General features: G+C 75.8%; 6 protein-coding genes. 5 read left to right on the forward strand and 1 reads right to left on the reverse strand.

From position 1 onward, the window contains the following. On the reverse strand, nucleotides 1–1,066 hold a 1,066-nt coding region (locus CUD01_RS15990; RefSeq protein WP_141322492.1), incomplete at its 3' end, for a glycosyltransferase. 203 nt (nucleotides 1,067–1,269) lie between these two features. Here CUD01_RS15990 and CUD01_RS15995 point away from each other — a divergent pair. From CUD01_RS15995 to CUD01_RS16015, 5 genes are all read left to right on the forward strand, one after another. After that, on the forward strand, nucleotides 1,270–2,328 hold the full coding sequence (locus CUD01_RS15995) for a LacI family DNA-binding transcriptional regulator (protein WP_166772069.1): 1,059 nt from the start codon (nucleotides 1,270–1,272) through the stop codon (nucleotides 2,326–2,328). 37 nt (nucleotides 2,329–2,365) lie between these two features. Beyond that, complete coding sequence (locus CUD01_RS16000; protein ID WP_141322494.1) at nucleotides 2,366–2,926, forward strand: NADPH-dependent FMN reductase; 561 nt, start codon at nucleotides 2,366–2,368, stop codon at nucleotides 2,924–2,926. Between the two features lie 36 nt (nucleotides 2,927–2,962). Then, nucleotides 2,963–4,207: an MFS transporter gene (locus tag CUD01_RS16005; protein ID WP_094181140.1), complete on the forward strand. Its 1,245-nt coding sequence runs from the start codon at nucleotides 2,963–2,965 to the stop codon at nucleotides 4,205–4,207. A 14-nt stretch (nucleotides 4,208–4,221) separates the two neighbouring features. Further along, complete coding sequence (locus CUD01_RS16010) at nucleotides 4,222–5,118, forward strand: glycosyltransferase (RefSeq protein WP_208405297.1); 897 nt, start codon at nucleotides 4,222–4,224, stop codon at nucleotides 5,116–5,118. Between the two features lie 76 nt (nucleotides 5,119–5,194). Next, entirely contained in the window at nucleotides 5,195–6,439 is a 1,245-nt protein-coding gene (locus CUD01_RS16015; protein ID WP_141322495.1) for a transposase, read from the forward strand. Nucleotides 6,440–6,503: the final 64 nt, after the last annotated feature.

Genomic DNA, 6,503 nt, shown 5'->3' on the forward strand with positions numbered 1-6,503 from the left:
GGCGGGCGGCCGCCGCGTAGGACGCCTCGGTCAGCACCGCGCCGGCCGCGGCGGCGACGGCCTGCGCCGGGGCGTCGGCCGGCAGCGAGCGCCCGGCGCCCCGCTCCTCGAGGAACGCGGCGACGCGCGGCTGGTCGAGCGCGGCGACGCCCTCCTGGTCCTCGGCGCGCCCCGTCAGGCAGACCACCGGCACCGCGTGCCGCAGCGCGCGCATCGCGGTCCCGTGCCCGCCGTGTGTGACGACGAGAGCGGCGTCCTGCATGAGCCGGCCGTGGTCGGCGAACGCGACCGCGGTGGCGTTGGGCGGCACGACGAGCGACTCGGGCGGGACGGCGCCGACGGTCGCGGTCACCCGGACCGGCAGGCCGGCCAGGCCGTCCAGCGTGCGCTGGAGCTTGCCGACCGACGACTGCGCGACCGCGGTGCTGAAGCTCACGACGACGTGCGGGCGGTCGTCGTGCGCGGTGCCCAGGGGCTTGGCGCGCGAGTCCAGCGCGAGCACGGGTGCGCCGTGGCGCGCGTTGGGCCACGGCGAGCGGGCGGGGGAGTCGAACTCCTCGAGCGCGTTGACGTGCAGCGCGTCGGCGCGTCCCCACAGCGTGCGCACGTCGGCCATGGCCCCCAGACCGGCGCGGTGCCGCGCTGCGGCCTGGTCGCCCATGAGCGTCTCCCAGCCGTCGATCGTGCGGTGCAGGAAGGTGTGGAGCATGACGGCCACCGGGAGCCCGGCCCGGGGTGCGGCGTCGAGCGCGGCGCCGAACATCGCGTCGACGACGAGCACGTCGGCGTGCTCGTCCGCGCCGACCGCGAGCACCTCGTCGCCGACCGCCGGGTCGGTGAGGTAGCTGAACAGGCGGCCCCGCGGGTGCCACGCGTAGGCCTCGGCGTGCGCGTAGGACGACTCGAGGACCGTCGCCGGCAGCCCCGCGGCCGTCACGCGCGGCGCCATCTCGGGCCGACCGGCGAACACGACCCGGTGCCCGCGCGCGGTGAGCGCGTGCGCGATCCCCACGCTCGGCGGCACGTTCCCGCCGCCGTCGAAGCACGCCCACACGAACGTCGCCACGTCGTCCCCCTGACCTCGCCGTTCGGACGGGCCGTCACAGTAGCGGCGCCGCCGTGCGGTACGGCGGGGCTCCGGACGCGTCTGTCAGGTCGCGTGCCGGACGGGTGTTGACCCTGCCGGGGTGCCGGTGCAACGATCCAGTAATACGATCTACTAGAACGATCCAGCAGACGAGCGGCCGAGTGCGGACAGGGGAGGTCACGGTGGGCGAGCGTCCCAGCATCAAGACCGTCGCCGCCGCGGCCGGGGTCTCGCCGTCGACGGTGTCGAACGCCTACCGTCGGCCCGAGCAGATGACCCCCGCGGTGCGCGAGCGCGTGCTCGACGCCGCCGACCGCCTCGGCTACCCGGGTCCCAACCCGATCGCGAGCTCGCTGCGCAGCCGCCGCACCGGGTCGGTCGGCGTGCTGTTCGCGCAGGACCTCACGTACGCGTTCAGCGACCCGTACTGCCTCGACCTGCTCACCGGCATCGCGCAGGTCGCGAGCGAGCAGGCGACCAACGTGCTGCTCATGCCCGTCGGTCCGCACGTCGTGTCGCGCACCTACTCGCGCGACGAGGAGCTGCGGCTGCTGCAGTCCGTGCGCCAGGCCGCGCTGGACGGCGTGATCGCCGACGGCGTCGACCCCACGCACCCGGTGCTGCGCGTCCTCGCCGAGCGCGGCGTCCCGGTCGTCGGGACCGTCGACGGCGACGGGCCGTGCGTGCTCGTCGACGACCACGACGCCGCGGTCGTCGTCGGGGCGCACCTGCGCGGCCTCGGGCACCGGCGCGTCATCGTCGTCGCGGACAGCATGGACGACGACGACGTCGCGCTCGCCGACCCCGACGACCCGCGGATCTTCCCGTACGCGCGGCTGCGGGCGCGCGGCGCCGAGGTCGGTCTGGGCGCCGGCGCGCAGGTCGCCACGGTCTCCGCGGGCCAGAACACGCCCGCGGCCGGCCGCGCCGCGGCCGCGCTCGCGCTCGGGCTCCCGCTCGCCCCGACCGCGATCGTCGCGACCACCGACGTGCTCGCCCTCGGCGTGCTCGACGAGCTGCGTGAGCGGGGCCTCGTCGCCGGTCGGGACGTCTCCGTCACGGGCTTCGACGACGTGCCGCGCGCGGCCGGGCTCGGCCTCACGACGGTACGTCAGCCGGTCCAGGACAAGGGCCGCCTCATGGCCCGCATGCTCGTCGACCCGCTCGTCGAGGCCGCGCGCGTGACGCTGCCGACCGATCTCGTCGTCCGGACCAGCACAGGGCCCGCCCCGCAGGGGTAGCCGTACCGAACCAGCAGGAGCACCAGGGGGAAGTCGCATGTCCAGTCAGCTCAAGGTCGCCCTCGTCGTCGCGAGCGTGCGCGAGCAGCGGTTCGGCCCGGTCGTCGCCGGGTGGGTGCGCGAGCAGCTCGAGGCGCACGGCGGGTTCGAGGTCGACGTGCTCGACCTCGTCGACGTGCACGTGCCCGTGACGCTCGACGGCTCGGGGGACACCGAGGCGCTGCGCGCCCGCATCGGCGCGGCCGACGCGTTCGTCGTCGTCACGCCCGAGTACAACCACGGCTACCCGGGGTACCTGAAGATCGTCGTCGACACCGTGCTCGAGGAGTGGGCGGGCAAGGCGCTCGGCTTCGTCTCCTACGGCGGGTCCGCGGGCGGGTCGCGCAGCGTCGAGCAGCTGCGGCAGGTGTTCACCGAGCTCCAGGTCCACACGATCCGCAGGCAGGTCGTGTTCTCCGGCGTCTGGGACCGGTTCGACGACGAGGGCCGGCTCGTCGAGGGCGCCCGCTACGAGGGTGCCGCCAAGTCGATGTTCGACCAGCTCGTGTGGTGGGCGGCGGCGCTGCGCGAGGCGCGCCGCACGCCCGTGGTCGCCTGACGCGACCGTCACCCCACCACCGACCAAGGAGCCGTCATGTCCTCCCCGAGTGCCGCCGCGCCGCCGGCGCCCCTGACCTCACCGCGACGCGCGGTGCTCGCCCTGACGGTGCTCGCCGCCGGCGCCTTCTGCTTCGTGACGTCGGAGACGCTGCCCAGCGGCCTGCTGACCATGATCTCCGACTCGCTCGGCGTGGAGCAGTCGACGACCGGCCAGCTCGTCACGGTGTACGCGGTCGTCGTCGTGCTGTTCTCGCTGCCGCTGACCCGCGTGACCGCCCGCGTTCCCCGGCGCGGGCTGCTCACGGTCACGCTGGTCGTGTTCGCCACCGCGTCCCTGCTCGCGGCGCTCGCCCCGTCGTTCGGCGTGCTCGCCGCGGCCCGTGTGCTCGCGGGCGTCAGCCACGCCCTGTTCTGGTCGATCGCCGCCGCGGCCGCGACCGGGCTGTTCCCGCCCGAGGTCCGTGGGCGCATGGTCGCGCGGCTGTCGATCGGCAGCGCCCTCGGCCCCGTGCTCGGCGTCCCGCTCGGGACGTGGCTCGGGCAGCAGCTCGACTGGCGGGTCCCGTTCGCGGCGATCGGCGCCGTCAGCGTCGTCCTCGCGGTCGCCGTGCTCGCGCTCGTGCCGCGCTACGCGCCCGAGGAGGGTGGTGCGGCACGCGGGCTGACGCCCAGCGTCTCGCGGTTCGTCGTGCTGCTCGTCACGACGTGCCTCGCCGTCGCGGGCGGCATGGCCGTCCTGACCTACATCGCGCCGTACGTGCTCGACCACGCCGGCTTCGCCGAGAAGTCGCTGAGCCTGGTCCTCGCGGTCTCGGGCGGTGCCGGGGTGGTGGGCACGACGGTCGTCGGCCGGTTCCTCGACTCGCACGCGCGGGCGTGCCGGGTCGTCGTGCTCATCGGGCTCGCCGTCGCGCACGCCGGGCTGTGGGCGTTCGGGCACCGGCCCGCGGTCGTCGTCGCGTGCGTGGCGCTCACCGGGGCGTGCTTCGGTGCGCTCGCGGCGACGCTCATGCACCGCGGCCTGCAGGTCGCACCGGGGAACACCGACATCGCGATGGCCGCGGTGAGCACCGCGTTCAACATCGGCATCGCCGCGGGCGCGTTCCTCGGCGGCCGCGTCCTGGCCGCGGGCGGCCCGCACCTCGTGCCCCTCATGGGGGCCGGGCTCGTGACGCTCGCGCTCGTCGTCGTGCTGGCCGAGCCGCTGCTGGTCGCCCGCCGCGGCTCGGGACCGGCGCCGCGCCCCGCCGAGCCCGCCCTGACCTCGACCACCCACTGACACCGGAGGCCGCCGTGCGCACCGACCACCCGCTGACGGCCACCGTCGTCGTCCCGACCTACAACCGCGCCGACCTGCTCGCGGCGACCCTCACGTCGCTCGTCGCGCAGGACCTGGCGGCGGACCGGTTCGAGGTCGTCGTCTGCGACGACGGCTCGACCGACGGCACGCCGGACGTCGTGGCCGACTTCGCGACCCGGCTGCGGATGCGCTACCTCTACCAGGAGGACGACGGCTACCGCGTCGCGGCGGCCCGCAACGCGGGCATCACCGCCGCCGCCGGTGACATCTGCGTGTTCGTCGACTGCGGGGTGGTGCTGACCAGCGGGGCCGTGCGGGCGCACCTCGAGGCGCACGAGCGCACCGACGGGCCCGCGGCCGTGATCGGGTACGTCCACGGCTTCGAGCAGGACGACGACGATGCCGAGCGGCTGCGCGCCGAGACGGACCTCGCGGACGTCGACGCGACCGTCGCGGACTTCGCCGCCCGGGGCGTGTGGCCCGACATGCGGGAGCGCTCCTACACCCGCTACGCCGACGAGCTCGCGGGCCTGCCCGCGCCCTGGGTCCTGTACTGGACCTGCAACGTCTCGGCCTCGACCGCGCAGCTGCGCGAGGTCGGGCTGTTCGACGAGGCGTTCCGGAGCTGGGGCGGCGAGGACATCGACCTCGCGTACCGCCTGTTCACCGCCGGGGCGACGTTCGTGCTCGCCCGCGCCGCCACCGCCCTGCACCTCCCGCACCCCAAGCGGTACGCCGAGCGCGAGGAGGGCGCCATCGCGAACTACCGCTACATGGCGGACAAGTACCGGAGCCCGATCGTCGACCTGCTCACCGAGCTGCCGCCGCTCGACCTCCGGGAGCTGAACGACGAGGTGGTCGGGCGCGGACTGGCGGTCGCCACGAGGTGAGCAAGGACCCGCGCGTGAGACCCACGCGACGGGACGAGGAGCCGGGCACCCGCCCGGCGAGCTGCAGGGGGCACTCATGACTTCCACGACATCGCACGTCTCGGCCCAGCTGATCGGCAGACCGGACTTCGAGGAGTTCTGCGGCAGCGTGTTCGCCGCCCTGCCGCGCCGCGACCAGCAGCGCAAGGCAGCTGCGTACGTCGCCGGTCTGCTGCGCGCGAGCGGCCGCAAGTCGCTGCGCAACATCGCCGCCGCCGCGGGGGCGGAGGTCAACGAGCAGAGCCTGCACCACTTCGTCAGCGAGTCGACGTGGCCGTGGCGCACGGTCCGCCGCGCGCTCGCCCAGCACGTGGTGCCGACGAGCCGCCCCCAGGCGTTCGTCGTGCGGCACCGGGACACCCCCGCCCGGCCGGCCCGCCGCGCCGGTGCCGAGCTGCCCCAGCCCCGGCGCACCTACGGCCTGTGGGCCGCGACCGACGGCGCGGCGCTGCCGCTCTCGTGGTGGCTGCACGAGGACCCGCGCACGGACGGGGCGCCCGGTCGAGCGGCCGGTCGCGTGCCGGGACGGTCACCGGAGGCCGTCGTGGTGGAGGCGTACCGGGACGCGGTGGCGGCCGGGCGCGGGACCGTCCCGCTCGTCGCCGACGCCCGCGGGATCTCCGTGTCCTCGATCCTGCGCGGGCTCGAGGCCGCCGTTCCCGGCGCGCCCGTGGCGCTGCGGGTCGCCCCCGGGCAGGCCGTGCAGGTCACCGACCCGCGCTGTCCGCGCGGGGTCTGGACGCCCGCGCACGAGGTCGCCGCGTGGACGCGGGACCTGCGCCGCACGAGCGCGACGGGCGACGAGCCCGGTCGTCTCGCCGTCTCCCGCATCGCGGTCCAGGTCCCGGAGCGCACCGCCGCCGCCGGCGCTCGCTCAGCGCCGCCTCTGCTCGCCGAGCTCGTGTGCCTCGGCGACCCGCGCCGCCCCTGGCCGCAGCAGCTCTGGCTCGTCGCCGGCGCCCCCGCCGACCCGGACCTCGCGCAGCACCTCGCGCGGTGGCTCGAGCACGCCCCCGCGAGCGCCGAGCGGACCAGCGGAGCGCTCGGGCTCGACGACTACCGCGGGCGGTCCGACGACGGCTTCCACCGGCACGCCGCGCTCGTCGGCGTCGCACAGGCGTTCCTCGCCCGCCAGTCCGTGGCACCTGTCCGGCTGCGCCCGGTGCTCCCCGCGGGTGGCGACCGGTCCGCGCTGTGCTCGTCGCGGTTCCCGGTCGCCCGGACGTCCCGCACGTCGCTGGTCCACCGCCTGCACGCGTGCCCGGACACCGCCCGCGCCTGACCGCCGACCCTTCGAACGGGCTCACTCACGCCGCTATCACGGCCAGGACGACCTCGGTCTTCTG

This window comes from Cellulomonas uda (assembly GCF_006538705.1).
GTDB lineage: Bacteria > Actinomycetota > Actinomycetes > Actinomycetales > Cellulomonadaceae > Cellulomonas > Cellulomonas uda.